The organism is Sphingomonas sp., assembly GCF_035758555.1.
In the GTDB taxonomy this organism is placed as follows: domain Bacteria; phylum Pseudomonadota; class Alphaproteobacteria; order Sphingomonadales; family Sphingomonadaceae; genus Sphingomonas_B.
In genome coordinates this window covers 1-14,330 of record NZ_DASTXI010000051.1, presented here as the reverse complement: position 1 = coordinate 14,330, position 14,330 = coordinate 1, and the positions used below count along the sequence as shown (strand labels likewise).

Sequence of the window (14,330 nt, the reverse complement as noted above, 5' to 3'; positions counted from 1 at the left end):
ATCACCGCCGCGTGAATATCGTTGGCGCGGCCGACGAACTCCCACCGGCCCTTGCGCTTCGCTTCGATGTACTTGCCCGCCCAGACGGTTTCGACTTCATCCATTCCGATCATCCCGAGCCTGTCGAGGGACGCTCATAGTTGAATCAAACGGTCGGGCAGCTCGTTCGGGTCAGTGCCGGTGTGCGGGAAATGCTGCGCCAGCACGTCGGCGATCTTCCCGATCGCGGCCGCGATGCCGTCGCCGGGCCGGCCCGCACGCACGCCGTCCAGCAGCGCGACCATCGCGTCGCCCCATTCCTCGCCGCCGACCTTGGACTGGATGCTTTCGTCGGCGACGATTTCGGCGCGCCGCTCGGCCAGGCTCAGATAGACGAGCACGCCGGTGCGCGTCGCGGTGCGCCGCTCGGTGCCGACCTGGAACAGCAGGATCGCGCGCCGCCTGACCCGTCTTTCCTTGGTCGCGTCGGGCGTAAGCGTGAGCTTGACGCGCGGGATCCGAAAAATCAGCCAGCCGATCACGAACGAGGCCGCCGTCTTCAGCAACAGGTACGTCGCGACCAGCCGCAGCGACGGCTCGCCCGCCCAGGGGTCGATCAGCGTCGCGACCCAGTGCAGCACGCCGGGAAAGGTCGCGAAGAAGGCGAGCGGCAGCAGCGCCAGCAGCAGCGCCCAGTGCAGCGTCACATCGGCATAGCTGTCCGATTCGGGCGCGATGACGGCGGAGATTTCGCCATCGGTGCGCGCTTCCGCGGCGCGGATCGCGTCTGCGACGCGAACATGGTCTTCAGCCGTCAGCATCACCAGCTCCCCGAAGCCCCGCCGCCGCCGAAGGAGCCGCCGCCGCCGCCGCTGAAGCCGCCGCCGCCCCAACCGCCGCCACCACCGCCGCCCCAACCGGAGCTGCCGCCGCTGCTCCAGCCGCCACGGTGGCGGCCGCTGCTCGCGATCTCGCTCGCCACCCACAGCCAGACCGGCCAGTTGCTGCCACCGCGGTAACGTCGCGCACCCCAGGGTCCGGCGCGCCGCCCGCGCCCGCGCCGCATCGACGAGAAGATGAACACTGCGACGATGATCCAGAAAACAAGCCCGATCGGGAAGCCGCCGCCCGAGCTGCTGCGCCGGGACGCATGGGTTCGGTCGAACTCCTTGATCGCTGCCGCCTGCGCCGCCTTCGCTTCTTCGTCGGGCATCGAAAGCTGCTGGATGATCGCGTCCGCGCCTGCTTCCAGCGCGCCCGGCACGTCGCCGTTCGCCTTCAGGATCGGCATCATCTTCGTGTTGATGATGATGCTGGACAGCGCGTCGGTCAGCACCGGCTCAAGCCCGTAGCCGACCTCGATCCGCGGCCCGCGCTGGCCTGCGGGATTGTTGGGCGCGATGAACAGGATCACGCCGTTGTCGACGTCCTTCAGCCCGACGCCCCATGCGCGGCCCAGCCGGTATCCGTAATCCTCGAGCGGATAGCCCTGCACGTCGGCGATCGTCGCCACGACCAGCTGCCGCCCGGTCTGCTGCTGGAATGCCTCCAGCTTCTGCGTCAGCGCCGCCTCGCGATCGGGCGGGATCACGTTCGCATCGTCGACGACCAGGCCGGTGAATTTCGGAAAAGTCTGGGCGAGGGCAGGGGAGGTCAGGCACGCGAGCAGTGCAATCGCAAGCGTGGCCCACCACCGGACAAGGGCCTGAGGCAAAGCCTTACTTCCCGAAATCGACCGTCGGCGCGACGTCCGCGTTCGGCGAAACCGCCTCATATGGCACCAGCGGCTTGGCGCCATGGACCAGCTTCGCGCCGATCATGTCGGGAAAGGTTCGGATGCGCGTGTTATACTCGCGCACCGCCTCGTTATAGTCGCGGATCGCGATGTTGATGCGGTTCTCGGTGCCTTCCAGCTGGCTCATCAGCGTCTGGAAATTGGCCTGGCTCTGCAGCTGCGGATATTGCTCCTGCAGCCGCTGCAGCGGGATGATGCTGGCACTGAGCCGCGCCTGCGCTTCGTTGAAGCGTGCCATTGCTGCCGGGTCGCTCAGCTGGTCGCCGGTCACATTGATCCGGGTCGCATTCGCGCGCGCCTCGGTCACGTCGGTCAGGATCTTGCCTTCGGAGGCGGCCGCGCCCTTCACGGTCGCGACCAGGTTCGGGATCAGGTTTGCGCGGCGCTGATAGGCGGCCTGCACGTCGGCCCATTTGGCCTTGGCGACTTCCTGCGACGCAGGCACCGAATTGATGCCGCAGGCGGAGACGGACACCGCCAGCACGGGCGCGGACAGGGCAGCGAACAGGCGAGAATTCATGGACGTCCTCCGGGTGTATTGCGGGGGAAATACAGCAGCCGCGCCGCTATCGCAATCGGCCTTGCTTTCATGGCCGTAACGATGGAGCCTCGCGGCGCGTTCCGCAGCAAGGGAGGGAAAGCGATGCTGAAGGAATTCCGGGCGTTCATCAATCGCGGCAATGTGCTCGACCTGGCGGTGGCGGTCATCATCGGCGCCGCGTTCGGCAAGATCGTCACCTCGCTGACGGACGATATCCTGATGCCGGTGATCGGCAAGATTTTCGGCGGGCTCGATTTCTCCAGCTACTTCATCGCGCTGGGCCCGATCCCGCCCGAGCTCCGGGGGTCGACCGATTATCTCGCGCTCAAAAAGGCGGGCGTGCCGCTGCTCGGCTATGGCGAGTTCATTACCCAGGCCGTCAATTTCCTGATCCTGGCCTTCATCATCTTCCTGCTGATCCGCGCCGCCAACCGCGCCTTCCGGCAGGCGCCCGAAACGCCCGCCGCAGAGGCCGCCGACGTCGCGCTGCTCCGCGAAATCCGGGATTTGTTGAAGACGCGGGCCTGAACGCCTATATCGGTCTCGCCGGGTTCGCCCGGCTATAGCGATAAACTGCGGCGTGTGAGTATGCGCAGCGGACCCGGGGGCAGTACCCGGCGGCTCCACCAGAAGCTCGCTTCGGCGGGTTCCTGACGGGGCCGAACCAGGATCGACGTGTGTTGAAAGGCGCTGTTTTCGCTCGGAATGGGACCACCGTGACGGCCCATCACACAAGTGCCAACGATAACGAGGCGCTCGCGATTGCGGCCTAACCCAAGACCTCACGGTCTAGGTTAGTTCTGACAAAAGCGCGGTCCGGGCCGCACCGGGCAACAGAAGCGGATTCCAGCGGTACGGGGAGCACCGGGCAACAGAAGCTCCCCACTTCCTCCCTTTTTTGGAACGAACCCAGCCGCTTGCGCGCTGACGTATTCGGAGGTCCGCATGCGGAAAATGGCGATAGGCGCGGCGCTGTTGCTGGCGGCGTGCGGCGGCGGCGGCAAGGACCGGATCGCCGACCGGGTCGAGGAAAATGCCGAGGAGCGCGCGGCGGCGATGGATGCCGCGAGCGAGACGATGACCAACGCGCTGCGCGCCAATGCGGTCCAGCAGCAGGCCAACATCGTCCGCAGCGCCGGCGAGGACCGCGCCCAGGCGATCCGCGATTCCGACCTCGATGCCAGCCTGCTGACCAGGGACCAGAAGAACGCGATCGTCGCCGGAAACACGACGGGAACGCAGGCACCGGCCCGGCGTTAATTGCCCGTCACTCGCCAGAAGAGACAGAACCCGAGACTTTCGGGTCGCAGATGGCCGGCGTTCCCCACCGAAGGAACGTCGGCCATTTCGTTTGTGCGCCGTTGACAATCGCATAACCCGCCGGTTATCGGGCAGATCGATAGCTGGCGAGTTATGGATTCGATGCCCGAGCTGCACGATGCCCTGTTCAAGACCCTGGCCGACCCGACACGCCGCGGGTTGTTCGAACGGCTGTGTCGCGATGGAGAGCAGACGGTTGCGGCGCTCACCGCCCGCGCCGGCGTCTCCCAGCCGGCGGTTTCCAAGCATCTTGCCGTGCTGAAGCGGGCCGGGCTGGTCCGGGACCGCCGCGAAGGCCGCGAGACGCACTACGGCGCCAGGCCCGGCGCGCTCGCTCCGCTTGTCGACTGGACCGGCCGGATGACCGGTTTCTGGGAAAGCCGGTTCGACGATCTCGAAGATTTGCTCAAAAGGATGGACCAATGACGGATATCATAGCCGAAACGCGCAGCGTGGTGGTCGAGCGCGACATGGCCTGCCCGCCGGACCGGCTCTGGCGCGCGCTGACCCAGCCGCATTTGATCGCGGAATGGCTGATGAAGAACGACTTCGCGCCCGTGGTCGGCCACCGCTTCAATCTCAGCGGAGACTGGGGCGGCGTGCTCGACTGCGAAGTGCTCGCGATCGATCCGGGGAGGACGCTGTCCTACAGCTGGAATTTCGCGCACGAAGATCCGGCCTATGATCTGGAAAGCACCGTCACCTTCACGCTCACCCCGACCGCGCGCGGCACGCACCTGCGCATGGAGCAATCCGGCTTCCGTCCGGACCAGAAGCAGGCGTTCGGCGGCGCCCAGGCCGGCTGGCGTCAGTTCCTCGACAAGCTGGAGCAGGTGGCCGCAGAGGCAGGCGCGCAATGACGGGCGAGCCGAAGCTCCTCGCAGGCGGCAATCCGCAGATCCCGAAGGGCGACGGCGACGCGCCGGTGCAGGCCTATATCGCGGCGATGCCGGGCTGGAAGCGCGAGGTCGGACTACGGCTGGATGCGCTGGTGGAGCGCGTCGTTCCCGGCGTGCGCAAGGCGGTCAGGTGGAATTCGCCCTTCTACGGCGTGGAAGGGCAGGGCTGGTTCCTCGGCGTGCATTGCTTCACCCGGTATGTGAAGCTGAGCTTCTTTCGCGGCGCCTCGCTGCACCCGCTCCCGCCGGTCGCTTCGAAGGACGCGAATGTGCGCTACGTGCACCTCCGTGAAGGCGAGGACATCGACGAGGCACAGCTCGCCGACTGGATCAGGCAGGCATCTGAACTGCCCGGCTGGATACCCTAGTGCGCCAGAACAGAGAGAGAGACTGATGACGAACACCGAATCCGCCTACGAAAAATCGCCCTCCGAACTGATCGACGGCCGCATCGCGGAGCTGGGCGACTGGCGCGGCGAGATGCTCGCCCGCATCCGCGCGCTGATCAAGGCGGCGGACCCCGACATCGTCGAGGAATGGAAATGGCGCGGCGTGCCGACCTGGTATCATGACGGCATCGTCTGCACCGGCGAGACCTACAAGAGCGTCGTCAAGACCACTTTCGCCAAGGGCGCCGCCCTCGACGATCCCAAGGGGCTGTTCAATTCCAGCCTCGAAGGAAACACCCGCCGCGCGATCGATTTCCGCGAAGGCGAGGCGATCGACGAGGCCGCCTTCAAGGCGCTGATCCGCGCCGCGGTCGCGCTGAACGCGGGGCGCTAGTGCAGGTGCCGTAGCTTGTCCGGGTTCCGCATTACGTAGATCGCGGTCACCTTGCCGTCCTCGATCTGCAGCGCGGTGGTCTGCAGCTCGCCGTCCGCCTCGCGCGTGACGAAGCCGGGCAGGCCGTTGATCATCGCCATGCGCACCAGCGTCGACCTGTATTTCGCATACAGCACCGCCAGTCCCTTGTGCAGCTTCATCACATGGTCGAAGCCCAGGATCACGTCGGGCGCCGCCGGCCGCTTGCCGCCGCCGTCCGAATGGATGCTGACATCGCTGGCGAGCAGCGCGCCCAGTGCGCCCATGTCGCCGCTGCGGGAGGCCGCGAAGAAGGCGTCGGCAATCTCCAGCCCGTGCCGCTTCTCGACCTGGAATCGGGGCCGCGCCTCGCGCACATGCGTCCGTGCCCGCGCCGCCAGCTGTCGGCACGCGGCGGGATCGCGGCCGATCGTGCCGGCGATCTCGTCGAAGCCGACGCCGAACACGTCGTGCAGCAGGAACGCCGCGCGCTCCAGCGGCGACAGCCGCTCCAGCGCCAGCATAAGCGGCAGGGTCACGTCCTCGTCCGGCTCTTCCTCGACCACCGGTTCGGGCAGCCACGGCCCGATATAGGTCTCGCGCCGGTGCCGCGCCGATTTCAGCTGGTCGAGGCACAGCCGGGTCACGGTGCGGCGCAGGAACGCCTCTGGCTCGCGCACCTCTGCGCGGTCGGCGCCCATCCAGCGGATGAACGCCTCCTGCACCACGTCTTCGGCATCGGCGACGGAGCCCAGCATCCGGTAGGCGACGCGGGTCAGCCGCGGCCGCAAGGGGTCGAAGCTCGCCGCCGCATCGCTCACGCCGCCGCTTTCCCGGCCGGCGCTTCGTACCAGAGGCCGAAGCCCACCGCGATCCGGTTCCACCCGTTGATCACGTTGATCATCAGCGTTAGCTTCACCTGCTCCTCCTCGGTGAAATGCGCCTGCAGCGCCTCATGGGCCGCGTCCTGCGTGTGCCCCTCGGACAGCCGGGTCAAGGCCTCGGTCCACGCCAGCGCCGCGCGCTCGCGGTCGGTATAGCACGGCGCTTCCCGCCAGGCCGAGAGCAGGTAGATGCGCTGCTCGGTCTCGCCCTTCGCCCGCGCGTCGATCGTGTGCATGTTGATGCAGTTCGCGCAGCCGTTGATCTGCGAGGAACGGATTTTGACCAGCTCGATCAGACTCCGCTCCAGGCTCGCTTCGGCGGCCATCGACAGGCCCATCCAGGTCTTCAACAGCTGCGGCGCGGCAGCAAAGGGATCGAGCTTGGCAGTCATCGAAGGTCTCCTTGGTTGCGGTTCGACGCTATGACGAGGCAGCGCTCGCGCGTGTGACATGGGCCGCCGGAATTTCGGCTGCCGCCGTCATTGCGGCCTCGATCCGGGGTCTGCCTGGTTCGTCACGTCTTCAGGCCTGATCCCGAATCGCCGCAGCTGCTTGTTGAGCTCGGCCAGCACCTGCGCCTCGGACGGCCGCGCCGGCGCGGGCCCCGATCGCTTGCCGACGCTGCGCACTTCATAGCGGTGCAGGCGGAGCAGCTGCATCGCGTCGAACGCTTCCATCGGCGGGATCGGCGTGTCGACCGCGAAATCCACCCCTTCCGTGTCGCACGCCTCCATCAGGGCCGCTTCGATCCTGTCAAAGCCGATCGCCAGCGCATCTTCCCAGCCGCGGCGAAAATCTTCCCATTGCCGTTTGTGATAATAGGCGGATCCCTGCGTCAACCCGATCGCCTCGCATGACGCCTTCACGTTGCAGGTTGCGGCAAGCGTCTCGAGAAAGCGCCGCTCGACCGATGGAGACCAGCCGTGAAGCCGCGCCCGCCGTACCTGCGTTCGCCGGCCCGGCGCGCCCCGGATCACGACTTCGACCCCGTCCAGCCGCTCCCACCCGCGCGCCGGCCGCGTCGACGGCCGGTCCGCGAGTTCGTTCAGCGCTGATGCGATCGCGTCGCGGCAGGCGGCGTCGAAGGCGGGGTCCAGCTTGCGATGCCGCTCGACCCAGCTCCGCGAGACCTTCGCACGCTCGGCCGCAAGCGTCACATTGCCCCAGCGCTTCAACCCCGCCAGCACCGCCCGCTTGCGCGGCGCATAATCGTATTTCACCATGTCCGAATCGCCTCCGTTGCCTTGGAGGCGTTCCAGCTATCGCAAGGTGGGGGATGTAGGACAGGCAAAATGCTGGATACGAGCGAGCCATACAGGCTCGTTCCAGGCGAAACCTTTCCTGAGCGCAGCGGGCCGGGTCAGAGCGATACTTTGATCTGTGCGACAAGGGCCGGTCCGGCCACAGGCTTGGTTCCGCGCAGCGGGGATCGCCGGTTGCTGTCCACATAGGAGAGATCGAAGCTCAGTCGCTCGAGCTCCAGCCGGGCGCCGAGCTGCCAGTCCCATTTCCCGCCCTGCTCGTTGAGGTCGAAGGCGCCCGCCTCGTGGCCAGCCTGGCCATGCAGCGTGACGCTGGAGCCGGGCACTGGAACGTCCAGGCCGGCAAATACGTAGAAATTGTCCTGGTCCCGGCCGGAAGCATCGCGGGTGGCGCTCTGCGCCGGAACATAGCTGATGCCGATCTGCGGCGTGACGCCCCGAACCGGACGGGACAGCGTGGCTCCCCCCTCGGCGTAATCGAGCTCGCGAGCGCCGGGATAGCGATACCAGGTCACATTGGCGTCGATGCTGAAGCCCCCGGCCAGATCGGCGGCATATCCCCCGATCAGGTCGACTTCCGCAGGGACGTCTTCGTCGGAACCGGCAAGCGACGACGCCCACACGCCCGCGTAGAGGCCGGATTCGTGCTCGACGGTCACGCCGCCCTGAACCGCCGGCCCGTTGCCCGTCAGGGAGGCGCCCCGGTAGCGATAGTCCGAGACGAGCGAAGCCTCGGCCGAGAGGGAGAATTGCGGGTCGCCCGCGGCGGCCGCGGACGAGCAGGCGGTCGCGGCGCAAGCCAGGAGGCAGTGTGTTGCGGGTCGCATAGCCGGCCTTGGGCGACGTGCGGATGTCAGGATGTCAGGCAGCGTGGCCGACAGACCGGGGCGCAAGCACTGCATCCAGATCGTCTGCCGACATGGCCGGGGCAAACAGAAAGCCCTGCATTTCGTTGCAGCCGGCGGCCTCCAGAAAGCTGCGCTGCTCGGCCGTCTCGACGCCTTCGGCGGTCACGACGAGGCCCATGGCTCGCCCGAGGGCGAGGACGGCCGTGACGATCGCAGCGGAATCCACGGTCTGGCCGAGCGCCTGGACGAAGCTGCGGTCGATCTTGATCTTGTCGACGTCGAATTTCCGCAGATAGCTCAGCGACGAATAGCCGGTACCGAAATCGTCCAGGGCGATGGCAAAGCCGGCCGAGCGCAGGCTGGCCAGCGCGCCCCTCACCATCTCGTCGTCATCAAGAAGGACGCTCTCGGTGACCTCCAGCTGAATCCTGTGTGGATCGGCTCCTGTTTCCCGCACGATCGTCATCAGCCGTTCGATGAAATCGCGGGCGCGGAACTGCACCGCCGACAGGTTCACTGAAACGTTCAGCTGCGGCCAGCGCCGTGATGCAGTGCAGGCTTCACGGATGACCCATTCGCCAAGACCGCAGATCAGGCCGGTCGCTTCTGCGATCGGGATGAATTGCGCTGGCGGGATCGAACCGCGTGTCGGGTGCTCCCAGCGCACGAGCGCTTCGACGCCCACGATATCGCGCCCGAGCGCCGAGATCTGCGGCTGATAATGCACGAAAAGCTGTCCTTCGCTGCTCAGCGCTGCGCGCAGGTCTTCCTCGATCGTGCTGCGGAGCTGGACGGTGGCGTCCATTTCCGACCGGAACAGGCGGTAGCAGTCGCGGCCCTCATCCTTGGCCCGGTACAAAGCGATATCCGCCTTGCGGAGAAGATCGGTCCGCTCCGTTCCGCTTTCGGGAGCGAAGACGACGCCGATGCTGACGCCGACATGGGCGTTGGACCCGAGCACGTTGAACGGCTCGCGGACGGCGGAAAGAATGCGCTCGCACAGCTTCTCGACTTCCTGTTGCCCAGGAATATTGGGCAGCAGCAGTGCGAATTCGTCTCCGCCCAGCCGCGCGACGGTGTCGCCGGCCCGCACCAGCTCTGACAGCCTGCGGCCGAAATCCTTGATGAGCGCATCGCCGGCAAGATGGCCCAGCGTGTCGTTGACATGCTTGAACCTGTCGAGATCGAGGAGAGCGATGGCGACGCAGCCTTCCCGTCGGGCGGCGGCGAGCGCCTGGTTCACCCTGTCTTCGAACAGCGCCCGGTTGGGAAGCGCCGTGAGTGAATCGTGAAACGCCAGGTGCTGGGCCTGCGCGCGGCTGGCCTCGAGCTCCAGGCGGCTGCGCAGGATTCGCGCGAGCAACCATAGCAGCAGGCTGCCGAAGACAAGGAGCGCGATCACCAGAACCGGAATGGTCCGCCGCGCAACGTCCCTGCCAGGCTGGAACGGCCGCCAGGCGACATAGCCGATTGTCGCACCGGCATCGTTGGGGATTGCAAGCGACGCTGGACCTGCATGCTTCCATGCGAAGGCCGCATGGTCGATGCCATAGGTCTGCGCGATGTCCTTCATGAAGCTGGCGTCGAGATATCGAATGCTGACGTGCAGATACTCTTGGCCGGGCACCTGCTTGATCGAACCGGTTTCCGACACAATGGGTTTCACGCTGATCGCCGCGGGCCGTCCATGGACGATCGCGATATCGAACGCGCCCGCCGTCAGCTCGGTCGAGCCTTCGCGCGGCACGAAGCCGCGCCGCAACGTCCGCCGCAGCTTCGCGGCGAGGGGAAGGGCCTGCCGCGACAGGTCTTGGAAGATTGCCGGGTCTAGACGGCGCCCGTCTCGCATCGCGTACACGGGCCTGTCCTGCCCATCGAGCACATAGGTTTCGTCATGCTTGTAATAGCTGTGGAACCAGACCCCGAGATTCTGGTCGAGCCAGTCGAGATCGAGCGGCCGCTCGCGAACGCGGCGAACGGCATCGTCCCAGTTCGTCGATGCTTCCTGGTCCTTGCGTTGGCTTGCGAATGCCTGATGCAGGGCGACCGTCACCAGCTTCGTTTGGCGATGAAGCGCGACCTCGTCGGATCCTGTGGTCGATAGATGAAGCACTGCGGCCACGAGGGAGCCGACCAGTACGACAGCCGCAATCGTGGGTGCCACGATACCCCAGATCAGTCGTCGTGTTTCTCTCATTGCCCGGCTTCCAGAATCGAAAAGCGCGGGTAAAGCCAATAGGTTAATGCGGTGCGAACTGAGCTGGGGGATTTTCCGGCGCGCCGGGCCGCGGGTCAAGCGAAGCGCTCTCCCGTCATCGCTTTGTCATTCCCGTTGGCAGGAGTGGGCCATGCCTTTTCGCTGCCCGCACCCGCCGGCCCCCGGAGTTGTTGTTGCCCCTCACTCCTCGCCGCTGTCGCGGTTGCGCTTCATGATGCCGCGCACGGTCTTTGCTCGGGCGTCGCTCGCTTCCTTCGCGTTGCCGCCGTCGGAATTCCGTCCGCCGGTCTTCTTGCCCGGCCTGGTTGCTTCCTTGCTCTGCTTGCGCTCGGTTGCCATGACGGCTGAACGAAAAAGGGCCCCGCGGTTTCCCGCAGGGCCCATCTTTCGTTCCTGGCTGCTGCTTACTCGTCGCCGCCCTTCAGGAAGGCCGGTGCGAATTCCGGCTCGGGACCCTCGTCGCGAGTGCCGCCTTCGTTCCGGTCGCGGCGGGGGCGGTCGCCCCGATCGCCGCGGTCGCCGCGCGGGCCACGGTCGCGGTCGCCGCCGCGGCCGCCGTCGCGACGACGGTCGCCATCACGGCGCGGGCCGCGATCGCCGCGGTCACCGCGCGGGCCGCGGTCACGATCGCCGCCTTCGCGCGGCTCGCGGGGCGGGCGGGTGTCTTCCAGCTCGGCGCCGGTTTCCTGGTCGACGACGCGCATCGACAGGCGGACCTTGCCGCGGCCGTCGATCTCCAGCACCTTGACCTTCACTTCCTGGCCTTCGCTCAGGACGTCGGACACGTTCTGGACACGCTCGTTCTTGATTTCGCTGACGTGCACCAGCCCGTCGCGGCCGCCCATGAAGTTCACGAACGCGCCGAAGTCGACGATGTTGACCACCTTGCCGGTGTAGATCTTGCCGACTTCCGGTTCCTCGACGATGCCGAGGATCCACTTCTTGGCGGCGTCGATCTGCGACAGGTCGGACGAGCTGATCTTGATCACGCCCTCGTCGTCGATGTCGACCTTGGCGCCGGTGGTGGCGACAATCTCGCGGATCACCTTGCCGCCGGTGCCGATCACGTCGCGGATCTTCGACTTGTCGATCGTGATCGTCTCGATCCGGGGCGCGTGCGCCGACAGCTCGGAGCGGGTCTCGCCCAGCGCCTTATTCATCTCGCCGAGAATATGGGCGCGGCCTTCCTTCGCCTGGGCGAGGGCAGTGCGCATGATCTCCTCGGTGATGCCGGCGATCTTGATGTCCATCTGAAGGCTGGTGATGCCTTCGCTGGTGCCCGCGACCTTGAAGTCCATGTCGCCCAGATGGTCCTCGTCACCCAGGATGTCGGACAGGACCGCGAAGTCCTTGCCTTCCAGGATCAGGCCCATCGCGATGCCGCTGACCGGACGCTTGATCGGCACGCCCGCGTCCATCAGCGCGAGGCTGCCGCCGCACACCGTCGCCATCGACGAGGAGCCGTTGCTCTCGGTGATGTCGGAGGTGACGCGGATCGTGTAGGGGAATTCTTCCTTGGTCGGCAGCACCGCATGCAGTGCCCGCCAGGCCAGCTTCCCATGCCCGATATCCCGCCGGCTCGGCGCCCCGAACCTTCCTACCTCACCCACCGAATAGGGAGGGAAATTATAGTGAAGCATAAAATGGGAATACGACAGCCCATTCAGCCCATCGATCATCTGCTCGGCGTCCTTGGTGCCGAGCGTGCAGGTGGCGATGGTCTGGGTCTCGCCGCGGGTGAACAGCGCGGAGCCGTGGGCGCGGGGCAGGAAGTGCGCCTCGGCCTCGATCGGGCGGACCTGGGTGGTGGTGCGGCCGTCGATGCGGCGCCCGTCCTTCAGGATCGCGGTGCGGACGATTTCCGCTTCCAGCTTCTTGACCAGCTTGATCGCGACCATCTGCTCCTGGGGCGTCTTGTCGGCCATCGCGGCCTTCGCCTTGTCGCGGGCGGCATCGAGCTGCTCGCGGCGGCTGCCCTTGGATAGGGTGGCATAGGCCTTGGCGATGTCGTCGCCGATCAGCTTCTTCAGCTCGGCCTTGATCGCGGCCTTGTCGTCCTGCTCGGCGAGCTCCCACGGGTCCTTCGCCGCCTGTTCGGCCAGGTCGATGATCGCGTCGATCACCTGCTGCGACGCCTTGTGCGCGAACATCACCGCGCCCAGCATCACGTCTTCCGACAGCTCCTTGGCTTCGGATTCGACCATCATCACCGCGTCGTGGGTGGCGGCGACGACCAGGTCGAGCTCGCCTTCCGCGATCTCGGCGTCGGTTGGATTCAGCTGATACTCGCCGTCCTTGTAGCCGACGCGGGCGGCGCCGATCGGGCCCATGAACGGCACGCCCGACAGCGTCAGCGCGGCCGAAGCGGCGATCATCGCCAGGATGTCGGGCTCGTTCTCGCCGTCATACGACATCACCTGCGCGATGACGTTGATCTCGTTGTAGAACCCTTCCGGGAACAGCGGCCGGATCGGCCGATCGATCAGGCGGCTGACGAGCGTCTCGCGCTCGGTGGCGCCGCGCTCGCGCTTGAAGAAGCCGCCCGGGATACGCCCGGCCGACGAGAATTTTTCCTGGTAGTGAACGGTCAGCGGGAAGAAGTCCTGCCCTTCCTTGACCGACTTGGCGGCCGTGACCGCGCAGAGGACCACGGTTTCGCCGAGGGTCGCGATCACCGCGCCATCGGCCTGACGGGCAACCTTGCCCGTTTCGAGTGTCAGGGTTTTTCCGCCCCACTCGATCGATACTTTCTTGGTGTCGAACATTTGGTTTCCTTCATCCGCGGGACCTTCCCGCGGGGCCTGTGATGAGCCTGAATTGGCTCAGCCGAGGACGCCTTATTGCGCCCTGCGGATAGAGAAACGGCCGCCCGTATCGGCGGCCGTTCCGGTTATTTGCGAAGCCCGAGCTTCGCGATCAGTGCGGTGTAGCGCTCTGCGTCCGTCTTGCGGAGATAGTCCAGCAGCGAACGGCGCTTGTTGACCAGCATCAGCAGACCGCGGCGCGAATGATTGTCCTTCGCGTGGGTCTTGAAGTGCTGGGTGAGGTTGGCGATGCGCTCGGTCAGGATCGCGACCTGCACTTCGGGGGAACCGGTGTCGCCCGAACCCCGGGCATTGTCCTTGATCAGCGCCTGCTTGCGCTCTGCGGTAATCGACATCGTCGTCCTTTCGTCTAGAGGTTGAAGCCGCGCACGACCCGGAGCGTTCCGGCCTGGACTTCCGCCAGCGCGACCGGAGTTTCCCCCAGCATCGCAAAGCATTGGCCATCGGGTGCGGCGATCCCGACCAACTGCCGCCCCTGTCGGAGCAACCCTGCCTGGTCGGGGGTGAGGGAAAGAGCCGGGATGTCGTCCAGCCCCGCCCTCAACGGCAGGCAAACCTGTTCAAGCGCGTGGCCCTTAGCGAGCGCATCCAATTTGTCCAGCGAAATCGCGTGATCGAGCGTGAACGGGCCGGCCTTGATGCGGCGAAGATAGGTGACGTGCCCTACAGTTCCAAGCGCCCGCGCGATGTCCCGCGCCAGCGAGCGGATATAGGTGCCCTTCGATACATGGGCGGTAATGATCGCGTCCTCAAGAAGCTCCGCGCCTTCGTGCCTCCGCGTGAGCAAATTAGGTTCGCGCGGAGGCGCGGAGGCGCGGAGTTCATGGATAACGACCCGCCGCCCTTTCAAAGCGACGTCCTCGCCCGCACGAACAAGGTCGTATGCGCGTTCGCCGTCGACCTTGAGGGCAGAATAGCTCGGCGGGATTTGTTCGATCGGGCCAATGAAGTGGGGCAG

17 protein-coding genes, 1 other RNA gene and 1 pseudogene are annotated in these 14,330 nt (G+C 66.2%); 7 read left to right on the top strand and 12 right to left on the bottom strand.

Annotation, left to right across the window (positions count from 1 at the left end; translation table 11 throughout):
• Window positions 1-134: 134 nt before the first annotated feature.
• From VFT73_RS02980 to VFT73_RS02970, 3 genes are read right to left on the bottom strand one after another with little or no spacing between them, the layout of a single operon-like run.
• Window positions 135-800 (bottom strand): hypothetical protein, encoded by a 666-nt coding sequence (locus tag VFT73_RS02980; RefSeq protein ID WP_326408665.1) that lies wholly within the window; start codon window positions 798-800, stop codon window positions 135-137.
• On the bottom strand, window positions 800-1,693 hold the full coding sequence (locus VFT73_RS02975) for a TPM domain-containing protein (protein WP_326408664.1): 894 nt from the start codon (window positions 1,691-1,693) through the stop codon (window positions 800-802). The genes VFT73_RS02980 and VFT73_RS02975 overlap by 1 nt, the downstream gene beginning before the upstream one ends.
• A 4-nt stretch (window positions 1,694-1,697) precedes the next feature.
• Window positions 1,698-2,294, bottom strand: a complete 597-nt coding sequence (locus VFT73_RS02970; RefSeq protein ID WP_326408663.1) for a LemA family protein — start codon at window positions 2,292-2,294, stop codon at window positions 1,698-1,700.
• A 123-nt stretch (window positions 2,295-2,417) separates the two neighbouring features.
• On the opposite strand from VFT73_RS02970, the gene mscL reads away from it, so the two are divergent.
• The 7 genes from mscL to VFT73_RS02935 all read left to right on the top strand — a co-directional run bounded on the left by mscL (window position 2,418) and on the right by VFT73_RS02935 (window position 5,317).
• Complete coding sequence (mscL, locus tag VFT73_RS02965; protein WP_326408662.1) at window positions 2,418-2,843, top strand: large conductance mechanosensitive channel protein MscL; 426 nt, start codon at window positions 2,418-2,420, stop codon at window positions 2,841-2,843.
• Window positions 2,822-3,163: a transfer-messenger RNA gene (ssrA, locus tag VFT73_RS02960) on the top strand. Before mscL ends, ssrA begins: the two co-directional genes overlap by 22 nt.
• Window positions 3,164-3,260: 97 nt before the next feature.
• Entirely contained in the window at window positions 3,261-3,575 is a 315-nt protein-coding gene (locus VFT73_RS02955; RefSeq protein ID WP_326408661.1) for a hypothetical protein, read from the top strand.
• 153 nt (window positions 3,576-3,728) lie between these two features.
• Window positions 3,729-4,061 (top strand): metalloregulator ArsR/SmtB family transcription factor, encoded by a 333-nt coding sequence (locus tag VFT73_RS02950; RefSeq protein ID WP_326408660.1) that lies wholly within the window; start codon window positions 3,729-3,731, stop codon window positions 4,059-4,061.
• A complete protein-coding gene (locus tag VFT73_RS02945) occupies window positions 4,058-4,495 on the top strand; it encodes an SRPBCC domain-containing protein (protein WP_326408658.1) in 438 nt (145 codons plus the stop codon). Before VFT73_RS02950 ends, VFT73_RS02945 begins: the two co-directional genes overlap by 4 nt.
• A complete protein-coding gene (locus tag VFT73_RS02940) occupies window positions 4,492-4,902 on the top strand; it encodes a DUF1801 domain-containing protein (protein WP_326408657.1) in 411 nt (136 codons plus the stop codon). The genes VFT73_RS02945 and VFT73_RS02940 overlap by 4 nt, the downstream gene beginning before the upstream one ends.
• 25 nt (window positions 4,903-4,927) lie before the next feature.
• On the top strand, window positions 4,928-5,317 hold the full coding sequence (locus tag VFT73_RS02935) for a DUF1801 domain-containing protein (RefSeq protein ID WP_326408656.1): 390 nt from the start codon (window positions 4,928-4,930) through the stop codon (window positions 5,315-5,317).
• On the opposite strand, the gene VFT73_RS02930 is transcribed toward VFT73_RS02935, so the two are convergent.
• The 9 genes and pseudogenes from VFT73_RS02930 to VFT73_RS02890 all read right to left on the bottom strand — a co-directional run.
• Window positions 5,314-6,156: a sigma-70 family RNA polymerase sigma factor gene (locus VFT73_RS02930; RefSeq protein WP_326408654.1), complete on the bottom strand. Its 843-nt coding sequence runs from the start codon at window positions 6,154-6,156 to the stop codon at window positions 5,314-5,316. The two genes, VFT73_RS02935 and VFT73_RS02930, sit on opposite strands and share 4 nt — an antisense overlap.
• Window positions 6,153-6,611 (bottom strand): carboxymuconolactone decarboxylase family protein, encoded by a 459-nt coding sequence (locus VFT73_RS02925; protein WP_326408653.1) that lies wholly within the window; start codon window positions 6,609-6,611, stop codon window positions 6,153-6,155. Before VFT73_RS02925 ends, VFT73_RS02930 begins: the two co-directional genes overlap by 4 nt.
• Window positions 6,612-6,698: 87 nt before the next feature.
• Window positions 6,699-7,442, bottom strand: coding sequence for a hypothetical protein (locus VFT73_RS02920; RefSeq protein ID WP_326408652.1), 744 nt, complete (start codon window positions 7,440-7,442; stop codon window positions 6,699-6,701).
• 137 nt (window positions 7,443-7,579) lie between these two features.
• Entirely contained in the window at window positions 7,580-8,308 is a 729-nt protein-coding gene (locus VFT73_RS02915; RefSeq protein WP_326408651.1) for a TorF family putative porin, read from the bottom strand.
• Window positions 8,309-8,342: 34 nt separating this feature from the next.
• The gene (locus VFT73_RS02910; protein ID WP_326408650.1) at window positions 8,343-10,625 is read right to left on the bottom strand and encodes a putative bifunctional diguanylate cyclase/phosphodiesterase; all 2,283 of its coding nucleotides are present in this window, start codon (window positions 10,623-10,625) and stop codon (window positions 8,343-8,345) included.
• Between the two features lie 102 nt (window positions 10,626-10,727).
• Complete coding sequence (locus tag VFT73_RS02905; protein WP_326408648.1) at window positions 10,728-10,886, bottom strand: hypothetical protein; 159 nt, start codon at window positions 10,884-10,886, stop codon at window positions 10,728-10,730.
• A gap of 65 nt (window positions 10,887-10,951) precedes the next feature.
• A complete protein-coding gene (gene pnp, locus VFT73_RS02900; protein WP_326408647.1) occupies window positions 10,952-13,312 on the bottom strand; it encodes a polyribonucleotide nucleotidyltransferase in 2,361 nt (786 codons plus the stop codon).
• 125 nt (window positions 13,313-13,437) lie between these two features.
• Window positions 13,438-13,707 carry a 30S ribosomal protein S15 gene (gene rpsO, locus VFT73_RS02895; RefSeq protein WP_326408646.1) on the bottom strand — a complete coding sequence of 90 codons (270 nt, stop codon included), beginning with the start codon at window positions 13,705-13,707 and terminating at the stop codon, window positions 13,438-13,440.
• Window positions 13,708-13,721: 14 nt separating this feature from the next.
• Window positions 13,722-14,330, bottom strand: a pseudogene (locus VFT73_RS02890) (tRNA pseudouridine(55) synthase TruB); the annotation flags it as partial.